Here is a 20012-nt window from a genome sequence, read left to right as displayed (position 1 = left end):
GTCAACCATGGCTCGCGAACGAGATTACGTCAGTATTTCTTACATTCCGGTACTGTGCGGCTTGGCAAGCCGATCTTGGAAAACACCGCGGGATCGTAGCCCAGCGTTTGGTTGACGTTCGGGATCACCTTGACGACCTTTGAAAAAAGCGCGCCCTTGCCGTCGTCGACGACCTCGGTGACGAAGTTGGTGCCGATCGCCTGGCGGTTGGAGTCCAGCTTGATCTTGCCGTTGGGTGCGTCGAGCTCGATCTTGGCAAGGGCTTCCTTGTACTTGGCCTGGTTGTTGGAGAGATCGCCGTTGACCTGACGCAACGCCAGGATCAGCGCCATGGTCGAGTCGTAATAGTTGGTGGCGAGCAGCGAGGGGCTCGGGAAGCGCTTGTTGGGTGGGAAGGCGTCCTGATAGTCCTTCACGAACTTCTGCCAACTCGGGTTCTCCCAGGTGTCGGCCTGACCGCTGGCGGCCAGCGTGCCGACCAGCGCGTTCTTGGCGTTGCCCTTGGACGACAGAATGGTTTGGTCGATCATGATCGAGCCGCCCATCAGATGCGCCTTGCCGCCGGCCTGCTGGTACTGGTTCAGGAAGTTGACAGCGTCAGCGCCGCCGAGGCCGAGATAGATCGCATCGACATCATCGGGCAGCGCGGCGATAACCGAGGCAAAGTCCTTGGTGCCGAGCGGCACCCATTGCCGGTTGGTGACCTGTCCGCCGGCACCGCAGAATTCGAGCACGAGCCCGAACACCTGGGTATAGATGAAGGAATAGTCTTCGCCGACGGTCGCGATCTTGCGATACTTCTTTTCCTCGTAAGCGTATTTGCCGAGGCCCACCTGCCACTGCGCGCCGTCCATGTTGTAGCGGAAAAAGTTCGGAGCCGGATCGACATAGGTCGTTTCCTGCGCACCGGAGGCGGCGTTGATGAAGGTCAGTTCGGGATGGGTCTTCGCAAAATTCTTGACCGCGATGCCTTCGTCTCCGGACAGCGGCGACAGCAGGATCTGCACCTTGTCCTGCTCGATCAGCTTGCGCACTGCTCGCACAGCGGAGTCCGGCGTCGCGTCGGTCGAGGCGATGACAAACTCGAGTTCCTTGTCGCCGACCTTCTTGCCGAGCACGTTGAGAGCCGTCTGGAAGCCGCGGATGCCGTCCTCGCCGAGCACGGTGTAGGTGCCTTCGAGCGTCGCGGTGACGCCGACCTTGATCTTCTCCTGTGCGAAGGCGGTGCCCGAAAGTAACAGGCTGCTCAACGCGATCAGTCCTAGACTGCCTTTCAACATTGCTCTCCTCCCTGGGCGTTCTTGTCGCTGGTTTTCACCTCGCCCTGGCACGTCCGCCGCGCGGTGCGGCGTTCGGGCAAGGCCAACGGTTCTTGAAATGGAGGCTAACCGAACTCGGATGCAGTGCACGTGCCGGAGCCGTGCGTGGCTTAACGGGCAGTCTCATTTTGAATGTTGCGTCGCGATCAACATCGCGGTGCAATAGGCGTCAGGCTCGCCGAATTTTCACGCGCCTGCCGCATGGCGGTCGCGACTGCCGTGGACTGCCGCCGCGTGCAATAGGATCGCTTCGAATGAAAGAGAAATCAATCGCAAGCGTTGCCGGCCCAGCGCCTAGCGTAGCCCGTTTCCTTCCGAATTCGATCCGCTCTTCGCGGGTGATGTCCTGGAGTGGCACGCTCAGCTCTTGGCGCAGGGCGGACGAAGTCGTCTCGTACGAGCTACTACCCCGCGAGAAACCCGCCATCCACAGCAACGACGGTGCCGGTCGCATATTGCGAGGCGGGCATGCAGAGGAAGGCGACTGCGCCGGCGATGTCCTCCGGTTGTCCCCAGCGCTTGAACGCGGTGCGGTCGGCGATGCGCTGATAGTGCGCGCGATCGGTTCTGCCAGCAGCGTTAATCGCCGTTTCGATGTAGCCGGGAGCGACCGCTTTGACGCGGATGCCGTCTTCTGCCCACGCCAAGGCAAGCGCCTTGGTCAGCATCACGACGCCGCCCTTGCTGGCGCAATAGGCTGGAATCCGCGGCAGGGCCAGCGTCGCATTCATCGAGGCGATGTTGACGATCGAGCCCTCCTGCTCCGCCAGCATCGGGCGGAAAGCCATGCAGGTCCGGAACGTGCCGGTGAGATTGACGTCGAGCACCTTCATGAAGGTCTCGACCTCGAATTCCTTGTCGCGCGCGAGAATACCGGCGCAGTTAACGAGCGCGTCGACGCGCCTTTGCTCTCGCGCGAATGACGTCACGGCGTCGTCGTTCGTCACATCCAGTGCCGCGAGCGTCAGGTTCGCACGCGGCTTGAGCAGGGTGCGCGCGAGATCCGCCTCGTTGGCTCCGGTTGCGGTCACCGTCGCGCCAAGATCGCAGAACTGGTTGCTGATCGCAGCGCCAATGTCGCCGGCGCCGCCGATCACGACGGCATGAAAGTCGGGGGCGAGGGAAAAATTGGAATTCATCGGGAGGGTCTCACGTCAGGATTTGAGCGGCGGAGCCGTCGATTCGCGGACCACCAGCGAAAAGTCGATTTCGCGGTGGATGATGGTCTGCTCGCCGGCGAGGTTTCGCACCAGATATTCCCCGGCGCGCTGCCAGGTTTCCCCGGTCGGGACGTGGATCGTGGTCAGGCTCGGTCGCAGATGGCGGCTCCAGTCGAGGTCGTCGAAGCCGATGACTGACAAGTCGCGCGGCACGGAATAGCCGCTGCGCTCCGCCTCGAGCAGCACGCCATAGGCGATGACGTCGTTGCCGCACACTACGGCGGTCGGGCGGTCGTCGAGACTGAGGAGATAGCGGGCCGCCTCGCGCGCATCGTCGAGCGTATAGGGCACCTCGACGTGCCATTGCGGGGGCAGCTCGAGGCCGTTCTCGACGAGCGCGCGGCGAAAACCGGCGACGCGCGCGCTGGCGCGGTCGTTGTTGCGCTGAAGCGCCGAGACGATTCCGATGCGGCGGTGGCCGAGCTCGATGACATGTGCAGCTGCGCGGTGAGCAGCAGCTTCGTTGTCGGTTCCGACGCAAGGGTAAGGACGGTCGGGCTGATAGATGCCGACATTGATGAAGGGCACCGCATTGTCCGCGAGCAGCTTGCGCAATCCGTCATGATGACAATCGCCGCGCAGCACCAGGCCGTCGACGCCGCGGCTGACCAGGTTGCGCGCCTGCTCGAGCTCGACGTCAAGATCATATCCGCTGGTGGTGAGAAACAGCATGTATCCGACTGACGACAGATATTGCTGCAGGGAGGCGATACCGCGCGCGAACATCGTGTTGTCGATCGTCGGCACGATCGCGCCGAGCGTGCGTGAGCGCCGCGACGACAGGATGCGCGCCGGTGCGTGCGGGATGTAGCCGAGCGCGTCGATGGCCTGTTCGATGCGCGCGCGCAAGGAAGGGCTCACCGCGCCGGGATTGTTGAGTGCGCGCGAGACGGACGCCGTCGACACGCCGGCGCGCGCCGCCACCGCACGGATGCCCTGCTTCACAGATTTGGCGTTCGTCAGTCTCATGAATGTATCGGTACATCCAGCTAGGGGCTGATCAGTAGCGGCAATATTGTGAATTTGCCGCAGATTACCCGGCTTGTCCATCGCTTGACAGCGCTGCGACGATGCTTAGGATGTAACCGTTTTCAAGTAGTGTTCAGAAAAGGCCGCCAGCATAAGGCGGCCGGCCGGGAGGAGAGTTCGATGAAGGCCAGGATGCTCGCGACGCATGTCGCGTTGCCGGTTCTCGCAATTGCCGCGGTCAGTGCGCAGGCGCATGCGGCCGACTTCGACTGGATGAAGTTCAAGGGCAAGACCGTCACTTTTCTCGCCAATAACAACCCGGTGTCGCAGGCGCTCCTGACCTTCAAGGCCGATTTCGAAAAGCTGACCGGCATGACCTTGAAGGTTGACGGCTATCAGGAACAGCAGATGCGCCAGCGTCTGGTCACGGTCATGAATGCGAACAGCGACGAGGTCGACGTGTTCATGACGCTGCCATCGCGCGAGGGCGAGCAATTCGCCGCCGCCGGCTGGTACGCCGATCTCACGGCGATGGCCAAGAGCGAGGTTGCCAAGGACTACGAACCGGCCGGGTTGAGCCAGGCCTTGCTGAAGGCCGCGACCTTCGGCGGCAAGCTGACCAGCATGCCGATGAATCTGGAAGGGCCGATCTTTTATTACCGCACCGACATCTTCAAGAAGTGCGGCCTCGAGGCGCCGAAAACCATCAAGGACGTAGAAGCAGCCGCCGAGAAGATCAAGGCCTGCGACAGCGCAGTCACGCCGTTCGTTTCGCGCGGCCTGAAGCCCGCGGTCGCCTACACCTTCAGCAATATGTTGCACAATATCGGCGGAAGCTACATCGCCAACGGCAAGTCGAATCTCTGCTCGGCCAAGGCCAAGGAGGCGCTCGACACCTATAGCCGCCTGCTGCGCGATTTCGGACCGCCCGGCGTCGTCAATTACAGCTTCCAGCAGATTTCGGCACTGTACCGCAGCGGCCGCGCAGCGATGGCGTTCGAATCGTCGAATGAATTGCGCACGGTGACGGAAGGTGGTGCGCGCCTCAAGGACACCGGCCTGTTGCCGTTCCCGGCGGGTGAAGCCGGCCAGGTGCCGACCACGATCGGTTGGGGCATGGCGGTGTCCTCGCACAGCAAGCAGCCGGACGCGGCCTGGTACTTCGTGCAATGGGCGACCAGCCCGGAGGTGCAGAAGAAGATGGCGCTCCAGGGCATCGCGCCGCCGCGTCCGTCCGTCGCCAAGGATCCCGAGTACCGGAAGTGGATCGACGAGGAGCCGGTGCGCAAGGAATGGCAAGCCGCGCTCGACGTGCTCGCGACCAAGGGTTCCTCCGAGGTTGGTTATCCCATCGTCGCCAATCCGGAATCGCGCGAGTTCATCGGGCAGGCGGTACAGGATCTGATCCTGAAGCAGAAGCCGATCGACCAGGCTTGTGCGGATGCCGACAAGGCGCTCGATGCGCTGATCGCGCAGAAGTAATCGCCCGGTGCCGGCGGCTTCGCGCCGGCCGGCATCTCACTCGATCAAGGAAACGGACGCATGTCTGATGCGGCTGCGACACTCACGCAGGACCGGCAGAAGCTGGAGATGTCTGCGCTATCGGCGCCGGCCGTGATCTTCACGGTCGCGATGATCGCGTTTCCGGTCGTCTACACGATCTGGCTCGGCTTCCAGACGTTTTCCTCGACCGGCAAGCAGTCCTTCGCGGGCCTTGCCAATTACTCGAAGCTGATCTCCGACTACGAGTTCTGGCATGGGCTGTGGGTCACGGTTGCGCTCTTTGTGCTCTCGCTGGTGCTCCAGCTCGTCTTCGGTGTCTGGCTCGCGCTGGTGCTGTTTCACGCCAAGCGCCTGCCGGGAATCGTGCGTTCACTGTTCATCTCGCCCTTCATGATGCCGCCGGTGGTGGCCGGCATGATGTGGCTGGTGATCCTCGATCCCTCGCTGGGCGCCGCCAACTATATCCTGCAATCCTTCGGCCTGCCACCGTCGGACTGGCTGGCTTCGCCGACCTGGGTCATTCCGACCGTCGCGCTGATCGACAGCTGGCAGTGGACGCCATATGTCGCCTTGATCGTGCTGGGCGGCCTGCAATCCTTGCCTCCCAGTGTCTACGAGGCTGCTCAGATCGATGGCGCGTCGCCATTCAAGACCTTTCAGCGCATTACACTGCCTTTGTTGCTCCCGACGATCGTCACGGCGGCGATCCTGCGCAGCGTCGACCTGCTCCGCTTTTTTGACATCATCTACATCACGACCCAGGGCGGTCCCGGCAACGCGTCGAACACGCTCAACATCTACGGCTTCCGGGTCGGCTTCGAATTCTTCAACATCGGCTATGCCAGCGCCTTGATGCTGACGCTGACGGCGATCGTGTTCGGCGCCGTACTGGCCTTCAACCGCCTACGCGGCGCGGTGGCGTGGTCATGACGGACGCAGCCAATACCGATCGCTGGATACGATGGCTAAATTTGGTGCAGCTCGTGCTGGCCGGTGTCATCATCATGGCCCCTACAGTCTGGATGGTTCTGTCCTCGTTCAAGCCGTCGTTCGAGGTGACGGCTTATCCGCCGACGCTGATCTTCACACCGACGCTGGATAATTACGTCGAACTGACCAAGACCACACCGTTCATGAGCTACGCCGTCAACAGCCTGATCGTGACCGTCGGCTCGACCGCGCTCGGATTGCTGTTCGGAATTCCCGCCGCCTTCGCCGTGTCCTGGACGCGGATTTCGTGGCCGGCGATCCTGACGCTGGCGGCACGCATGGCGCCGGGCACTCTGTTCCTCCTGCCGTGGTACGTCATGTTCCGGCAGGTCGGCATGATCGGCTCCTACACTGCGCTGATCCTCAGCCATGCGGTGATCACGCTGCCGATCGTGATCTGGGTTCTGCTGCCGTCCTTCGATGGCATCCCGCGTAGCGTCTTCGAGGCCGCGCAAGTGGATGGATGTGGCGTTACGCGCATCCTCTGGCGCATCGCGCTGCCGCTGGTGGCGTCCGGCGTCGCGGTGTCGGCGATCCTCGCCTTCGTATTTTCGTGGAACTACTTCCTGTTTGCGCTGGTGCTCTCCAATGGCGACACCAAGACGCTGATCGCGGCGGCCTTCAATTTCATTGGCGAAGGCTCCACGCAATGGGGCGCACTCATGGCTGCGGCGACGCTGATCGCATTGCCGCCGCTGGTGCTGGCGGCTCTGGTTCAGCGCTGGCTGGTGTCGGGACTGACGCTCGGCGCGGTGAAAGGCTAGGTATCTGATGAACATATCGCCCCGTCCGAAGTCGATCATGCAAGCAGCGGTCTTTCACGGCAACGACCGCATCACCATCGAACGTGTGATGCTGCCCGACGTCGGGACGGGCGAGGTGCTGGTGCGCGTCTCCCGCACCGCGCTGTGCGGCTCGGACTTCAAGCTCTGGCATAAGGGCGCCGAATTCACCGCCGGGCACGAGATCTTTGGCGTGGTCGAACAGCCCGGTCATCGGCTGCATGGCAGCCGCTGCGCCGTGTACATTCCGTTGCACTGCGATCACTGCGCTGCCTGCAAGCGCGGCGACACCCAGATGTGCCTGGAGGTTTCCAGCCTGATCGGCTGGAACAGGCCGGGTGGCTATGCCGAGTATGTGCCAGTGCCGGAAAACTGCCTGCTGCCGGTCCCCGACGACATCGAGGACAGCCTCGCGCCGCTGCTGCTCGACACCATCGGCACGTCCGGCCACGCCGTCCGGTTCGTCAGTCGTGTCGTGCCTCCGGGCGAAGCGGGATCGGTCCTTGTGATGGGCGCTGGACCCGTCGGTCTTGGTGTCGTGCTGGCGCTGCGCGCGCTCGGCTACGACGACATCTACGTGGCCGATCCGAATGCGGCGCGGCTCGAGATCGCGCAATCGTTTGGCGCGAAGGCGCATCCGGTCGGAGATACCTCGAAGCGCTTCTCTCTCATCATGGAATGCTCCGGCGCGCATGCGGCCCGCAACCTCGGCATCGAGCTCGTCCTGCCGCGCGGTGCGCTGGTGCTGGTCGGCGAGAACGCCGCCCCCTGGACCATCGAGGAGGGCAAGGTGTTCCGCCGCAAGGATTTCTACATGATCAGGACGTTCTACTTCCCGGTGTCCGATTTCGAGCCGAATGTCGAGCTGCTGCGAAAGTACAAGGGCGAATACCGTGTCCTCGTCGATGGCGAGTTCGGCCTCTCGACTTTGCCTGAGAATTTCGCCCGCTTCGCCAAGGGCGAGCTGATCAAGCCCGTCTTGGCGCTGGATTAACCGATCATGGCCTCGATCTCGATCCGCAACCTCGTCAAGCGCTACGGCAATTTCACCGTGATCCCGGATCTCAATCTGGAGATCGCGGACCATGAGTTCGTCGTGTTCGTCGGGCCGTCCGGTTGCGGCAAGTCGACCTTGCTCCGGATCATTGCAGGCCTCGAGCCGATCACGTCCGGCGACATCTACATCGGCGACAAGCGCGTCAATGGCGTGCAGGCCGCGCAGCGCGACATCGCGATGGTGTTTCAGGACTATGCGCTCTATCCGCACATGCGAGTCTACGACAACATGTCGTTCGCCCTTGAGCTGCGGGGAACGCCGAAAGCGGAGATCGACGCGCGGGTGAAGCGCGCCGCTGCGCTCCTGCACATCGAGCCTTATCTCGACCGCAAGCCGAAGGAGCTCTCCGGCGGCCAGCGCCAGCGCGTCGCCATGGGCCGTGCGATCGTGCGCAATCCCAAGGCGTTCCTGTTCGACGAACCGCTGTCCAACCTCGACGCGAAACTGCGCGGGCAGGTCCGCGCCGAGATCAAGGCGCTGTCGCAGCAGCTCATGACCACCATGGTCTTCGTGACCCACGACCAGATCGAGGCCATGACCATGGCCGACCGGATCGTGGTGCTCCAGAGCGGCACGATCCAGCAATACGACACGCCCGAGACGGTCTACGAGCGGCCAGCCAACCAGTTCGTCGCCGGTTTCATCGGCTCGCCCGCCATGAATTTCTTCCCGGTCGCGTGGCGGGAGGAGCGGGCGACCCTGTCGCAGGGCGGAGCGGTTGTACCCGTGGACGGCGAGACCGCGAGCCACCTGCGGCAGGCCGGCAGCGCCGTCATCGGCATTCGTCCCGAGCATTTTGCCGTGGCCGCTGCTACTGCCGATGGCATTGCCATCAACGTCAAGCTCGTCGAGCCGCTCGGCTCGGATACGTTGATTCATTTCGATCTCGCCGGCGTATCGGCCATCGCGCGGGTCGATCCGTCGTTGCGGCCGAAGGTCGGTGATCGCCTCGGCCTTCGTCCGCAGCCAGGCAAGACGCATTTGTTCGATGCGGCGAACGGGCAGGTCTTGCGGTGAGTGCGGCGGCAGACATCGGAAATATGTCGGCGTTGGCGGACGTCGCGTCGAGGGCCCGGCATGCGCACGTCATTTGCCTCGGGCTTTCTGCGCTCGACCAGGTCTGGCGGGTCGATCGGCTCTTCGCGGGTCGGAGCGAGAAGATCAAGGCCGTCGGCTACGGCACTTTTGGCGGCGGCATGGCTGCCAATGCCGCGGTCGCGGTTGCGCGGCTCGGCGCTTCCGTCGCGTTCTGGGGGCGGGCGGGGGACGATGCCGCCGGGCACGAGATGCGGTCGGCCTTTGCCGCTGAAGGTGTCGATGTCGAGAACTTCCGGCTGTTTCCCGAGGGCCGGTCGTCGGTCTCCGGCATCGTCGTCGACAGTTCCGGCGAGCGGCAGATCGTCAATTTCCGCGGTCATTTTCCCGAGGCTGCTGATTGGCTTCCTCTGGAAGCGGTCGCCCGCGCATCTTCCGTGCTAGCTGATCCTCGCTGGGTTGAAGGGGCCGCGACTCTGTTCCGCGAGGCGCGCTCGCGAAGCATCCCCACGGTGCTCGACGGCGATATGGCCGACCCCGAGGTGTTCGAGCGACTGCTGCCCTTGACCGACCACGCCATCTTCTCAGAGCCTGCGCTCACGTCCTTTGCTGGGTCGGGTGGGGATGAATCCCTCGCCGCACTCGCGCGCTTCGGTTGCCGAGTCGTCGCCGTCACGCGCGGCGAGAACGGCGTGAGCTGGTACGAGAATGGCCAGTTGCACCGCCAGGCCGCCTTTGCGGTCGATGTCATCGACACCACCGGCGCGGGCGACGTCTTCCACGGCGCCTATGCGCTTGCGATCGGCGTCGGCCTCGATGTGCGCGACGCCATGGCGTTTTCGGCAGCGACGGCTGCGATGAAATGCGGCCACGCCGGCGGCCGCAACGGTATTCCTACGATCAACGAGTGTCTTGCATTCATGAGGACGAAGCCATGAGAACGATTGGAAAGAACCGCGGGCTGGCACGCCTTGCTGACGCGGGCGGCCACTTTCGTATGGTCGCGCTGGATCAGCGGCCGCCATTGTTCGATGCCATTGCAAAGGCAAAAGGCATCACGCGGGACCAGGTCGAATATTCCGATGTCACGGCGGCGAAGCGCCTGCTCGTGGAGAACCTCGCGCCGCATTGTAGCTCGATGCTGTTCGACCCGAATTTCGCGGTGCCGGCCGCGATCGACCTGCTGCCGCCGCGCTGTGGTCTCATCATGACGCTCGAGGAACACCGCGTCGAGGAAACCTCGGGCGGACGCAAGTCCCGGGCGATCACCGATTGGAGCGTGGAGAAGATCCGCGCCATGGGCGGCGACGCAGTGAAGGTATTGGCCTGGTACCGGCCGGATGCCGATGCCGCGGTGAACGAGCATCAGAAGCGCTTCGTCCGCGAGATCGGCGAGGACTGCGCCCGTCATGACATCCCTTATGTCCTGGAGCTCTTGGTCTATCCGTTCCTCGGCAGTGCCAATCACACCGCCGACTACGTGGAGTCGCCCGGGAAACTTCCCGGCCTCGTCATCGACAGCGTGCGCGAATTCGCCAAGCCTGAATACGGCGTCGATCTCTTGAAGCTGGAGAGCCCGCTTGCGGCCAACGGCCTTCCGGCCCGTGACGGCAGCGCCGAGGAGAGCGCCGCGCAGAAGGAATTCGACGCGATCGGGGACATCTGCCGCGAACGGAGCATCCCCTGGGTGCTGCTGTCGGGTGGCGCCGCGCCGGAGAAGTTCGAGCGTGTGCTGGACTTCGCCTACGCAGCCGGGGCAGGCGGCTTCCTCGCCGGCCGCACCATTTGGCTCGATGCAGTTCTGAGGAACTTTCCGGACCGCGCGGCGGTCTCGGCAAGTCTGCGCAAGGATGGCCTCGGCGTGCTCGAACGGCTCAACGAGCTGACCACGGCCAAGGGAACGCCATGGAAGGCGCGCTTTCCGGTGTTCACTGACATCAAGCAGGAAGGTGACTTCGCGCGCGCCTACTGACATGGTGGCGGCTCCGCGTGGTCTCAACTCGGTCGCAAGGACCCGTCGCATGACTGACAGCTTCACCATCCGTTCGGTCGGGGCGTTCTGCTATCGTTATCCGCTGGCAACGCCAGTGGTGACGTCGTTCGGCAAAATGCTGAACCGTCCCGCCGTCTTCGTTCGCGTCGTCGACCAAGATGGCGTCGAGGGATGGGGTGAGACCTGGTCCAACTTTCCCGCACCCGGCGCGGAGCACCGTGCCCGGCTGGTCGACGAGGTGCTCGCGCCCGGCCTTGTCGGACGCAGGTTTGACAATCCTGTTCAGGCCTTCGAGACCCTGACCAAGGGCACCGAGGTGCTGGCGCTTCAATGCGGCGAGCCCGGGCCGTTCGCGCAGGCCATCTCGGGTATCGATCTCGCGCTGTGGGACCTCTCCGCGCGACGCCAACGCGTGCCGCTGTGGCGGCTCATCGGCGGGCAGTCGAGCACGATCAAGGCCTATGCCAGCGGCATCAATCCCGGCGGCGCCGCTCAGACGGCTGAAGCCGCGCTCAAGCGTGGCCATCGTGCACTGAAGCTGAAGGTTGGCTTCGGCGCGGAGATGGATCTCGCCAACCTCGCTGCGCTACGCGCGACCGTCGGCGCCGGCATGCTCGCCGTGGATGCCAATCAGGGCTGGTCGGTCGCGCAGGCGCTGGAGATGCTGCCGCGGCTGGCCGAGTTCGACCTGCGCTGGCTGGAAGAGCCGATCCGCGCCGATCGGCCGCGCGAGGAATGGCGCAAGCTGCGCGCCCACGCGAAGATGCCGATTGCCGCCGGTGAAAATATTTCGAGCGCCGAAGGCTTCGAGGAGGTCCTGGCCGAAGATGTGCTCGGCGTGGTTCAACCCGATATCGCAAAATGGGGCGGGCTCAGCGCCTGCGCTGGACTGGCTCGCAACATTCTGAAAGCGGGCAAGACGTTTTGCCCGCACTATCTCGGCGGAGGCATTGGCCTGCTTGCGTCCGCGCATCTTCTCGCCGGTATCGGTGGTGACGGCTGGCTGGAGGTCGATGCCAATGACAACCCGTTGCGGGATCTGTTTTGTGGTCCGATCCTCAATCTGAGGGAAGGCACGGTTGAATTGAACGAAGACCCGGGGCTCGGAATAGTACCTGATCTTTCATGTATCGAGTGCTATCGCAGTATCTAGGCTTGCTGGAGACCTGTCAGCTTCTGACCACGGTGGATCACTCTTGATTGACCTCGGCCTCCTTGACCAAACATGGCTCAAATTGGTCCGTGATGGACTCGAGCGAGAGTTTAGGTTTTTCAATCGTTAGAAGGTGACGCGCACACGATATGTGCACCGCGAGGTCAAGAGAAGTGTCACCACAGCCAACGTGAGCAGACTTTATGAATTGGGCCCCTCGGGTGAGCAAGCGCGCCCCGGTCCATGGCGCACATCACGACAGAGTGCGCGGCCGAAGGGATGACCATCAGCGAAATTTCGCTATCGGCCGGCCGCTAACGCACCATGATCGCAACAGCAGACTTGCGTCTTCCGACGTGGTTAGCTCCAGACCGGTTGTTTCTGATGTGTCATTCGCGTTGCGATGAAGACAGAGAAAAGGATGGCCTCAGAATGCTTATGCTGGAAATCTTTCCTACCCATCGGTTCTGACCAGGCGCGCATCCGCATCGACATTTTTCTGCGGGACAATCTGCCGTAACTTCGAGCTCGTAGGTGATGCGCACCTTGCGGGCTGCTGGCGGTGTCAGTGTCGCGGGCCCGACATTCCGAACCCGTGTCTCGCGCGGCAGAACAGATCGACTTCGCCAACCTGCCCGCCCTTCAGCGCGATCTCGATTCTGGCATGCGCGCGATCCGACGACGCGCGGCAGAGCGGGGCTCCCTCTGCGAGCGGGGCGATCGCAGTTAGCGCGTAGATACCCATGGCCTGTAGCACGTGGCCGGATGTGTCCCCGCCGGCGACCACGGCGCGTTGGAGCCGCGCGGTTTCTAGAATAGAATCCAGCGCCTGGCCCAGCCCGACGCCGATGCGGTCGTTCACCGCGGCCGCCGTTCCGCCGCTCGCCCTGATCGCCGCGTTGAGAGCGCCGACCGCCGGATCGTCGGGGCCGCTTGCGGTGATCAGGAGCGCATCGCGCCCCGACGAGAGCGCGGCGAGCGCGCGCTCGACAGCGCGGCCGATCTCCTTGGCCCATTCAGCCGTATCGACGGCGCGCGCTGCATCGAGCCGCTCGACGTTGAAACCATTGCTTCCGGCATGAGCGATCTGCGCGGCAGTGACGGGTGAGCATGAGCCGGACACGCAGGCGATACGCTCGACGCCGGTAAGGCGAAGATCGGGCTTGCTGTCGGGAATCAGGCCCGCCGACCGCCAATAGGCAACCAGGGCCTGCTCGACCCCTTGCGAGCCGGCGACAAAGAGCCGCTCGCCGCGATATTCCCAGATCAGGCGGCCGGCTTCGATCAGCGATGCGTGGTCGAGCACGTCGAGCGAGATGATCTCGGTGCCCGCGCCCCTCGCGCGCATCAGCGCCAGATCCGCGCCGCCATTGGCCATGGTGACGAAGTCGATTAGTCCGATCGATCGCGTCGTCTGCTTTGCAAGATGCCGGCCGAGATCGGACTCGTCCATCGGCGTCACCGGATGACGCGACATGGTCGGATGCCGGTCGAGGCGATGGCCGACGCCGTTCACAGCCGCGAACAAATGGCCGAACATCTGGTAGCGGCCCATCGCCGGGGAGCCGACGAGGAGCGGATGCCAGCGGCCACCGAGTCGCGGCACGGCGAGATCAATCGCGCGCCCGATCGAGCCGATATGCGGCGCGGAATCGAAGGTCGAGCACACCTTGTAATGTGCGATTGGGGCGCCGATGCCGGCGAGCACGTCGAAGGCCGGCGGAAGGTTTTGCTCCATCCAGGCCGGGTCCTTTGCCCGCGCCGTGCCGGCGATGCCGATGCCGCGATACTGCCTGGAGGCCGCGAGATGCTCGGGCGTCGGCGGCTCCAGGAACAGGATTGTCGGCAGACCCGCGAAGGTGAGCGCCTCCATCGCCGCGGACGAGCCGGTGTAATCGTCGCCGTAGAAGGCGACGAGCGGACCGTCGGGCAGGGCGGACGTGTCGCTCATGGTTTGCCTGCGATCCCCGCGTCCCACGCCGCACGCAGATCGGCGACGCCTGCGGCGGGTCCATCGGGGTGTGCAAGAATGCCGCCACCGGCTGCGAAGATCAGATCGGTCGAGCCGAGCGCGCGCCAGGTCGGCACGGCCTGCGCCGGCGATTGGCCCGACGAAAACACAGGCATCGCGATGCACGGCTTGTGCGCGAACATCGGCGTCAGCGCGGCCTGCGCGGATTTGACCACGCTGTCATCGGTCTCGCTGAATTTGTTGCCGATGCCGTTGACATGCATGTGGTCGGCGCCGGCGAGCCGCCATATTTTGTGCCACGCGGTATAATCCCAGCCGAGCGCGGGATGACGGTTCAGCGCGCCCCAGCCGTTGCGATGCGCATGAACGGGGAGTTGCGTGTGGCGGCCGAGCTCGATCATGCCGGCGAGCCCGACCGAGTTGATGCTTGCCATCACGCAGGTGCCGCCCTCGGCCAGCACCAGATCGTGGCGGCGGCGCATCTGGTCGATCTCGCCGGTGAGGTTGAAGGCAACCATGACCTTCTTGCCGGTCCGGCCGGCGTGGTCGTTGACGACGCGCATCACGGCGCGCACCCGTTCGTCGAACGGACAATAAACGCCGTCCGATTGCAGCTCATCGTCCTTGATGAAGTCGATGCCGGCCTCGCACAGCGTGGTGACGAGATTAGCCGTCTCGGCCGGGCTCAGCCCGATGCTCGGCTTGATGATGGTGCCGATCAGCGGACGGCCGCTGACGCCGGTGAGCTCGCGTGTGCCGGCGACGCCGAACTTCGGCCCGGGATAGGCGGAGGCGAAAGCGACCGGCAACCGCAGGTCGAGCAGCCGCAGGCCGGTCAGCTGGCGCAATTCCCAGAGATTGCCGGCGATCGCCGTGACGAGATTGGGCAGCGAGGCGCCGATATTGTCGAGCGGCCATGACAAGGTGACGCGCGCGCGTCGCCAGGGGCCATCGGCGTTGATTGGCCGGGCGACCGGGAGCGATGGTGCGCCGACTGTATCCAGCAGGTCGAGGCTCTCGACCCGAGCAGCTGCACGCGCTTTCAGCTCCGGCGTTTCGCCGGGCACCGCGACGAACGTTCCGCTCGACTGCTCGCCCGCCATGGTCTCCGCGGCAAGCCGCGGATCGCTGGGCGTTTCGATCAGATAGTCGGCTTCGATGCGAACAGGATTTGGCGTCACGGGATCACAGACAGTCTAGAGCTTGGTGAGATCGGGAAATGGCCGCACGGGGTCGCGACCGTCCCAGTCCTTGGCGGCTTCGCGGATGAGGTCGAACATCTTGCCCTTGGGTCCTGCGACTTCAGACAGTTCGATCACCGTTCCCGGATGGTATTCCGTGTCGAAATAGACGAAGCGTCCGCGCGCGCCGACTTCGCCGCTCATGACCGGCTTGAAGCCCTCGGCCTCGAGGCGCGTCAGATCCGCGTCGTAGTCTTCAGTCCAGTAGGCGACGTGCTGCAGACCCTTATGCCCGGCTTTCAGGAAATCGGCATACATCGACGGCGCGTCGTTGCGGATCTGGATCAGCTCCATCTGCAATGGCCCCGAATTCGCAAGCGCCACCGAATTGTGCGGCTCATAGGCCTTGCCGCGATAATGGTAGTTCACGATCGGCACACGCGGATTGTAGAACCACGGCCCGATGCCGAGCTCGCGGCTCCAATGGTCCATGGCCTTCTCGATGTCGTCAACGACGTAGCCGGCTTGCCGGATCTCACCAAAAAAACGGCTCATTGCGTGATTCCCATGATCTTCAGAACTTGAGGAAGCCGATGGACAGCCACGGCACGGCTGCGACGACGGCGAGGCCGATGAAGAGCGCGGCGACATAGCCCCAGATATGCTTGAGGCCTTCGTCCGGCGATATCTTGCTGATCGCGCAGGCGCCGTAATAGCCGACGCCGAACGGCGGGGCGAACAGGCCGATGCCCATCGCGAGGATCACGACCATCGCATAGTGCACTTCGTGCACGCCGGCCTGCTTGGCGATCGGAAACAGCAACGGGCCGAACAGCACGATGGCCGGAATGCCTTCGAGCACGCTCCCGAGCACGACGAAGGCAAGGATCGAGATCGCGAGGAAGCCGTAGGCGCCGCCCGGGATCGCTGCCATCGCCTTCGCCAATTGTTGCGAGAAGCCGGATTGCGTCAGCCCCCAGGCCATCGCCGTGGCGCAGCCGATGATGAAGATGATCGCGCCGGTCAGCGAAGCCGTCTCGACCAGCATGGGTTTCAGCCGCCGCCAGGGAAACTGGCGATAGACCAGAAGACCCATCAGCACGGCGTAGGCGATGCCGATCGTCGAGACCTCCGTGGCGGTGGCGACACCTTCGACCACGGCCGTGCGGATCACGAAAGGCAGCAAGATCGCGGGCAGGGCGACCATCGAGAGTTTTGCGATCTCGCGCTTGGAGGCACGCCGCACATGGCTCAGATCTCCATTCCGGTAGCGCCGCCAGACCACCACACAGAGCGCCGTGCCGACGACCAGGGCCGGCAATAGCCCGCCGGTGAACAGCGCCGCGATCGAGACACCGGTCACCGAGCCGATGGTGATCAGCACGATGCTCGGGGGAATGGTCTCGGTTTGTGCGCCGGTGGCGGACAGCAGCGCCACGAGATCGCCGGGCTTGGCGCCGCGCCGCTGCATTTCCGGCAGCAGCACCGGCGCGATCGCGGCCATGTCGGCGATCTTCGATCCGGAGATGCCGGAGACGAGGTACATGGCGCCGATCAGCACATAAGACAGTCCGCCGCGGACATGGCCGAGTAGGCTCGCCAGAAACTGGATCATCGCCCGCGCCATGCCGGTCATTTCGATCAGCGCGCCGAGAAAAATGAACAGCGGCACCGCGAGCAGGATCAAATGTGACATGCCTTCGTCGAGGCGGCCGACCATCACCATCATCGGAACGCTCGTCGTCAGCGCCAGATAGCCGAAGGTCGCGAGCGCAAAGGAGAAGGCGATCGGCACGCCGGCGAACACGTTGGCCGCGACCACGCCGACGAAGAAGATGATGAGGTTGTACCGTCCGAGCGGGGCTAGCAGCGGCCCGGCAAGCCAGAATGCGGCGATCAGGATGGCGGTGGTGACGAAGGCCGCGGCGATTAGCGCGGGGCGGTGATGCGTCGCGAGCCGGATCGCGGCGACGACGGCCATCAGGGTCATCCCGACGGGAATTGCGGCTGCGCGCCAGGCGTTGCTGATCTCCAGCGCCGGGGTGACGATGATCTGCTCCTCGCTCGCATAGTCGAAGGCGGGGTGCAGGATCAGCGCCAGCAAGGCCAGCGGCGCCACCGCCGCGATCGTGTCGAGAAAAGCACGCGCGCCGGGGCCGACATGGCTGACGAGCCCCGTCATGCGCATGTGCTCGCCCCGGCGCAGCGCGATCACCGCGCCCAGCATCGACAGCCACAGAAACAGGATCGAGGCCAGCTCGTCCGACCAGATCAGCGGGTTGTGGAAGACATAGCGCATGATGACGCCAGCGAGCATGATGCCGATCTCGGCCAGCACGAGGCCGGCAGCGATGGTTTCGACCACCGCACCGAGCCAGCGGTCGACGGTGCCGAAGACGCTCGCGAACCTGCGTGTGCCCGCATCGGAAGCAGGATGAGCGGCTGCTTCCAAATAGTCCGTCATCTGATGCTCTGCGATCGTCATTGCGCTCAGGCCAGCTTGCCGACGGTGCCCTCGAGCAGCGCCCAGGCCTCGTCGCCGAAACGGCCCTTCCATTCGCCGTAGAAGCCGGAGTCGCGCAGCTTTGCGCGGAACGAGTCCGGCGAAGGATTGGTGAAATTCATGCCCTTGCTCTGGAGATCGGCCTGTACAGTCACATTGAACGCTTTGATGTCCTCGCGCTGCTTCAACCCGGAATCGTTGATGGCGTTGCTGACGATGGTCCTGAGGTCGGCGGGAAGGGCGTTGAAGGCGCGCGCGTTGGCGATGAACCAGAAGCCGTCCCAGATGTGGTTGCTGATGGCGCAGTACTTCTGCACCTCGTAGAGCTTCGCTACCTGGATGATCGGCAGCGGATTTTCCTGCGCGTCGACAATGCGGGTCTGGAGCGAAGAGTAGACTTCGCTGAATTGCAGGCTTGTCGGCGATGACGAGAGCGCCTTGAACATGGAGATGCTGAGCGGGCTTACCGGCACGCGGATCTTCAGTCCGTCCATGTCCTTGGCGCTCTCGATCGGCTTGGCGCCGCTCGTGATCTGGCGGAATCCGTTGTCCCACATCTTCTCGAAGGTATGGAGGCCGACCTTCGCCATGGCGGCACGGATATGCGCGCCGAGCGCGCCGTCCATTGTTTTCCAGACCTGGTCGTAGTCGGCAAAGGCAAAGCCCACGGCATTGATCGCAGCGAGCGGCACCAGCGTCGCGACCACGAGAGCGGAGGGCGTGAAGAAGGTCAGTGCGCCGCTGCGCACCTGGGCGAGCATGTCGGTGTCACCGCCGAGCTGGTTGTTCGGGAAGATGACCATCTCGACCCGGCCGTTGCTCTCCCTGGCAATGCGGTCGGCGGCTTCCTGGGCGCGGATGTTGAGCGGATGCGTCAGCGGCAGGTTGTTGCCGTATTTCAGCGAGAACTCCGCCGCATGGGCCGGGCGGGGGAAAGCGCTGATGAGGCCGGCCGCGGGAAGGGCGGACAGGGCTTGCAAGGCGCGCCGGCGGGTTAGGGACATGGCTTCTCCTCCAATAACGAGTTTGATGTTATTTGATGTCTCTGCGACAATCTTGATGCGAAAATTGCGACTTCCCGCTAGCGTGTCAAACGATAAAGATGATGGTTTTTGATGTAGACGAGGCCTCAACCCTGAGATGGACAAGTCGGTAGCACCGTCGCTGAGCCGCATCGTCGACGTGGCGCGCCGGGCAGGCGTGTCCACGGCGACGGTCGACCGCGTGCTCAATCGCAGGCCCGGTGTGCGGGCGATTACACAGCAGCGCGTGCTCGCCGCCGCGTCCGAGCTCGACTACATGCCGGCCGAGGATCTCCTGGCGGCGATGCGGCCGGAGCCGATGCGGCTCCTGTTCCTCCTGCCGGCGGGCACGAACCGCTTCCTGTCGACGCTTGGGCAGTTGATCGCGCATTCCGACGGCCGGCTCGCCCCTTTCAATGTCCGTTGTCAGGTCGACACCATCAAGAGCTTCAATCCAGAGCTCCTGGCACGTCGGCTCTGGCAGTCCCGTGACAAGGCCGACGGCATCGCTTTCATGGCGCTCGAGCATCCCGTCGTGAGGGAAGCCGTCGACAGGCTCGCGGAGCGGGGAGTGCCGACGGTGACGCTGATCTCGGATATTCTGAACGCGCGCCGCGCGGCCTATATCGGACTGGACAATCGCTCCATCGGGCGCACCGCCGGCTATCTGATCGCGCGCTTTCTGGGCGAGCGTCCGGCCAAGGTCGCTATGATCGCGGGCAGCCTCAGCTACCGCGCGCATGAAGAGCGCGAAATGGGCTTTCTGCACGTATTCGAAGAGTTGTTCCCAGCCATCAAGGTCGTGGGCCTACGCGAAGGCCACGATGATGCCGACCGCAACTATCGTCAGACCCGCATGCTGCTCGGCCAACATCCGGATCTTGCCGGCATCTACAACATCGGCGGCGCCGCCGACGGTGTCGCCCGGGCGCTGAAGGACATGAACCGAGCACGCGACGTGGTCTTCGTTGGTCACGGACTGACTTCGGATACCCGCAGCTTCCTGCTCGATGGAACGATGGACGCCGTCATCACCCAAAATCAGCTCAACACGATGATGACCTGCGTCGGCATCTTCGACAATCTGCGCGCCGGCCGCAGCGCCATGCACGGCATCGAGGCGCCGCGCAGCGAGATCATTTTTCGCGAAAACATTCCGGCGCTGAGGAGCTAGGATCCAACGGGATCTGCATCTCATCGCAGCCAATGTGAGAAGGCCTTCTGAAGTGGGTTCGAGGCGCCCCAGGTCGGGACGTGCACGTCTCTGGGTCGCGCGTGCTCAGACCTGAAGCACTTGCCGCGGCGAGCGCGTC

The 20012-nt window shown here is 63.8% G+C and carries 17 protein-coding genes; 9 read left to right on the top strand and 8 right to left on the bottom strand.

Translation table 11 applies throughout. The features are described from left to right. Nucleotides 1-29: 29 nt before the first annotated feature. The 3 genes from JQ591_RS25215 to JQ591_RS25205 form a co-directional block, all read right to left on the bottom strand. The gene (locus JQ591_RS25215) at nucleotides 30-1280 is read right to left on the bottom strand and encodes an ABC transporter substrate-binding protein (RefSeq protein ID WP_211398671.1); all 1251 of its coding nucleotides are present in this window, start codon (nucleotides 1278-1280) and stop codon (nucleotides 30-32) included. 443 nt (nucleotides 1281-1723) lie between these two features. Then, nucleotides 1724-2458 carry an SDR family NAD(P)-dependent oxidoreductase gene (locus tag JQ591_RS25210; RefSeq protein WP_211398670.1) on the bottom strand — a complete coding sequence of 245 codons (735 nt, stop codon included), beginning with the start codon at nucleotides 2456-2458 and terminating at the stop codon, nucleotides 1724-1726. Nucleotides 2459-2473: 15 nt separating this feature from the next. Beyond that, the gene (locus JQ591_RS25205; protein ID WP_211398668.1) at nucleotides 2474-3508 is read right to left on the bottom strand and encodes a LacI family DNA-binding transcriptional regulator; all 1035 of its coding nucleotides are present in this window, start codon (nucleotides 3506-3508) and stop codon (nucleotides 2474-2476) included. 180 nt (nucleotides 3509-3688) lie between these two features. Between JQ591_RS25205 and JQ591_RS25200 the strand changes: the two genes are divergently transcribed. From JQ591_RS25200 to JQ591_RS25165, 8 genes are read left to right on the top strand one after another with little or no spacing between them, the layout of a single operon-like run. Continuing rightward, entirely contained in the window at nucleotides 3689-4990 is a 1302-nt protein-coding gene (locus tag JQ591_RS25200) for an ABC transporter substrate-binding protein (RefSeq protein ID WP_211398667.1), read from the top strand. 60 nt (nucleotides 4991-5050) lie between these two features. Next, the gene (locus JQ591_RS25195) at nucleotides 5051-5941 is read left to right on the top strand and encodes a carbohydrate ABC transporter permease (RefSeq protein ID WP_211398665.1); all 891 of its coding nucleotides are present in this window, start codon (nucleotides 5051-5053) and stop codon (nucleotides 5939-5941) included. Continuing rightward, on the top strand, nucleotides 5938-6765 hold the full coding sequence (locus JQ591_RS25190; protein ID WP_211398663.1) for a carbohydrate ABC transporter permease: 828 nt from the start codon (nucleotides 5938-5940) through the stop codon (nucleotides 6763-6765). Before JQ591_RS25195 ends, JQ591_RS25190 begins: the two co-directional genes overlap by 4 nt. Nucleotides 6766-6772: 7 nt before the next feature. Continuing rightward, on the top strand, nucleotides 6773-7777 hold the full coding sequence (locus JQ591_RS25185) for a zinc-dependent alcohol dehydrogenase family protein (protein WP_211398662.1): 1005 nt from the start codon (nucleotides 6773-6775) through the stop codon (nucleotides 7775-7777). Between the two features lie 6 nt (nucleotides 7778-7783). Then, nucleotides 7784-8857 carry an ABC transporter ATP-binding protein gene (locus JQ591_RS25180; protein ID WP_211398660.1) on the top strand — a complete coding sequence of 358 codons (1074 nt, stop codon included), beginning with the start codon at nucleotides 7784-7786 and terminating at the stop codon, nucleotides 8855-8857. A gap of 23 nt (nucleotides 8858-8880) precedes the next feature. After that, the gene (locus JQ591_RS25175) at nucleotides 8881-9813 is read left to right on the top strand and encodes a sugar kinase (protein ID WP_249137640.1); all 933 of its coding nucleotides are present in this window, start codon (nucleotides 8881-8883) and stop codon (nucleotides 9811-9813) included. Continuing rightward, nucleotides 9810-10847 carry a tagatose 1,6-diphosphate aldolase gene (locus tag JQ591_RS25170; protein ID WP_211398657.1) on the top strand — a complete coding sequence of 346 codons (1038 nt, stop codon included), beginning with the start codon at nucleotides 9810-9812 and terminating at the stop codon, nucleotides 10845-10847. The genes JQ591_RS25175 and JQ591_RS25170 overlap by 4 nt, the downstream gene beginning before the upstream one ends. 49 nt (nucleotides 10848-10896) lie before the next feature. Beyond that, nucleotides 10897-12021, top strand: coding sequence for a mandelate racemase/muconate lactonizing enzyme family protein (locus tag JQ591_RS25165; protein ID WP_211398656.1), 1125 nt, complete (start codon nucleotides 10897-10899; stop codon nucleotides 12019-12021). A gap of 565 nt (nucleotides 12022-12586) precedes the next feature. Here the strand turns inward: JQ591_RS25165 and JQ591_RS25160 are convergent. Genes JQ591_RS25160 through JQ591_RS25140 form a run of 5 tightly spaced genes read right to left on the bottom strand, consistent with a single transcriptional unit; the run spans nucleotide 12587 to nucleotide 18681 of the window. Next, complete coding sequence (locus JQ591_RS25160) at nucleotides 12587-13972, bottom strand: four-carbon acid sugar kinase family protein (protein ID WP_211398655.1); 1386 nt, start codon at nucleotides 13970-13972, stop codon at nucleotides 12587-12589. Continuing rightward, nucleotides 13969-15174, bottom strand: coding sequence for a ribulose-bisphosphate carboxylase large subunit family protein (locus JQ591_RS25155; protein ID WP_211398654.1), 1206 nt, complete (start codon nucleotides 15172-15174; stop codon nucleotides 13969-13971). Before JQ591_RS25155 ends, JQ591_RS25160 begins: the two co-directional genes overlap by 4 nt. 15 nt (nucleotides 15175-15189) lie before the next feature. After that, nucleotides 15190-15729 carry a VOC family protein gene (locus JQ591_RS25150; RefSeq protein WP_211398653.1) on the bottom strand — a complete coding sequence of 180 codons (540 nt, stop codon included), beginning with the start codon at nucleotides 15727-15729 and terminating at the stop codon, nucleotides 15190-15192. A 19-nt stretch (nucleotides 15730-15748) separates the two neighbouring features. Further along, nucleotides 15749-17638, bottom strand: coding sequence for a TRAP transporter large permease subunit (locus tag JQ591_RS25145; protein WP_433995215.1), 1890 nt, complete (start codon nucleotides 17636-17638; stop codon nucleotides 15749-15751). A gap of 26 nt (nucleotides 17639-17664) precedes the next feature. After that, nucleotides 17665-18681, bottom strand: a complete 1017-nt coding sequence (locus JQ591_RS25140; RefSeq protein WP_211398650.1) for a TRAP transporter substrate-binding protein — start codon at nucleotides 18679-18681, stop codon at nucleotides 17665-17667. Between the two features lie 136 nt (nucleotides 18682-18817). Here JQ591_RS25140 and JQ591_RS25135 point away from each other — a divergent pair, with 136 nt between their 5' ends. After that, complete coding sequence (locus JQ591_RS25135) at nucleotides 18818-19873, top strand: LacI family DNA-binding transcriptional regulator (protein WP_211398649.1); 1056 nt, start codon at nucleotides 18818-18820, stop codon at nucleotides 19871-19873. Nucleotides 19874-20012: the final 139 nt, after the last annotated feature.

It is taken from the genome of Bradyrhizobium canariense, from assembly GCF_018130465.1.
In the GTDB taxonomy this organism is placed as follows: domain Bacteria; phylum Pseudomonadota; class Alphaproteobacteria; order Rhizobiales; family Xanthobacteraceae; genus Bradyrhizobium; species Bradyrhizobium canariense_C.
This window is presented reverse-complemented; position numbering and strand designations above follow the sequence as displayed.